Raw genomic sequence first — 1823 nt, 5'->3', positions numbered from 1 at the left:
CGACTATAAATTTTCTCATTTTACCGCCTTGATTTTATGTGGCGATATTCTACCTGAAATTCGTATATTTTTCTATCGTGTGCAAAATTTTAGGCAAAAGTTAAATACGAATGAAAGTAAATTAAGACAACCGAAGTTTTATTGCCTGCGTTGAATTTAACTCATATTGCAAAAATTAAATTTACGTTATTTTTTTGGCAAAATAGGTCTATTGGGTTTTAATGTGACATAAAGGCGAGAATTTAGCGACTGAATGTAGCTTGTTGGTTCAAAAGAAGCAAAGCGCTCGCCAAAACCGTCGCAAATTTACCTCAATCTTCTATCTCAAAGTAGTAAGAAATAGGCAGAATTCGGCCCTTTTTATCGATAAACACGCTTTTGTAGTCTACACTAGCGGTCGTCACGTCGCCCTCAAAAACAGATATGTCGTCAAATATCGGTTCTATGGCGACCTTGCCGTCTATGTCTAGGCAACCACTTTTTCTATTTACCCTGAAATTTAACATTCCGCCGTAAAACTCGCCAAATATATAGTCGAATTTTTGCGGCTCAAGGATAAATTTACCGCTTTTATCTATGATACCCCACAGCTCGCCGACCCTTACCACGGCACGTTTTTCTTTAAATTTATTTACTTCGTCAAAACGCGGCTCTATCGCGAAATTTCCGCTTTTGTCTATAAAGCCCCATTTGCCGCCCGATTTTACGGCCGCTAGCCCTTCGCTAAAGAGCGATGCTAATTCAAATTTAGGCTCTATAACGACGCTTGCGTCCTTGTTTACAAAGCCGTAGAGTCCGTTAAATTTTACGGGCGCCAAGCCTTCCTTAAAAGTTACCGGGCGGCCCAAATTTAGCTTTGAAACGGTAGCGCCGCTTTTGTCTATCACGCTCCATTTATCGGCGATACGCACCGAGGCTAGCCCCTCGGAAAAATACGTTGCCTCGTCGTAGCGCGGAGGAATGATTGTTCTGCCGCTTTTATCCACGTAACCGTATTTCATCCTGCCGCATTTCATCTCGCCCACGAGTATTGCGCCATCTTTAAAGGCTATACCCATATCGTCAAATTTGGGTTCTACTACGACCCTGCCTGTTTTGTCTATGAAGCCGAATTTACCGTTTTTGGCGATGCCTGCTAGCCCCTCGGTAAAGCTAGTTTTAAAGTCCATACCGGGCGCCAAACGCACGGTAAATCTGCCGTTTTCGTCCATAAAAAAAATCTGTTCGCCTATAAAAACCACGCAAAGACCGTCAGAAAAGGTTCCTGTGACCATAAAATTTTTACCTACGGCTTTTATGTTGCCGTCTTTATCCACGGCATTGCCGTCCGCAAAAACCAGCCCGTAGTCCGCTAGCTCACCCTGCCCGATTATCTTAGCTTCAAGACCGAGCAAGCCTAAGAGAAGTACCGCTAAAATTTTTTTCATTTTTGCCCTTTTTGTAAATTTGAGGCTAATTTATCCCGCCCAGCAGCTCTTGCGTCTGCTCGAAGCTAAATCCCTCTTCGGCGCCTTGCTTGAGGAAGTTATCTATAAATTCTTTTTTCGAGATGGCGAGGTCTAGCTCCTTGTCGCTGTCTCTTTGATACGAGCCGATGCGGTCGGTCATTTTGTTGGTCGTGCCGCCGGTGCTGGTCGCTGCGGCTAGGTTGCTGTTTTTATCCATTGCAACTGCGCCCGCTTTTTTGGTCGAACCGTCCATGATCGAGGCATCAAGCTCGTTAAATCCGTCGGCGGTAAATACCGTGCCCTTGCCCGCGTTAAAATTCGGATCGTCCTCAAGCACCATTATCGCCGCCGTTACGGCATCCATCGCGCTGCCGC

General features: G+C 45.0%; 2 protein-coding genes. Both read right to left on the bottom strand.

Annotation, left to right across the window (positions count from 1 at the left end):
• Positions 1-311 precede the first annotated feature (311 nt).
• Entirely contained in the window at positions 312-1427 is a 1116-nt protein-coding gene (locus tag Q0614_RS09430; RefSeq protein WP_298788286.1) for a WG repeat-containing protein, read from the bottom strand.
• A 25-nt stretch (positions 1428-1452) separates the two neighbouring features.
• Positions 1453-1823, bottom strand: a 371-nt coding sequence (locus tag Q0614_RS09425; RefSeq protein WP_298788284.1) for an isoaspartyl peptidase/L-asparaginase, incomplete at its 5' end; no start/stop codon positions are given.

The organism is uncultured Campylobacter sp., assembly GCF_937997595.1.
In the GTDB taxonomy this organism is placed as follows: domain Bacteria; phylum Campylobacterota; class Campylobacteria; order Campylobacterales; family Campylobacteraceae; genus Campylobacter_B.
This window is presented reverse-complemented; position numbering and strand designations above follow the sequence as displayed.

Coding starts and splice junctions, on each gene's coding strand:
- Q0614_RS09430 (WP_298788286.1), bottom strand. CDS start 1,427: ATGAAAAAAATTTTAGCGGTACTTCTCTTAGGCTTGCTCGGTCTTGAA.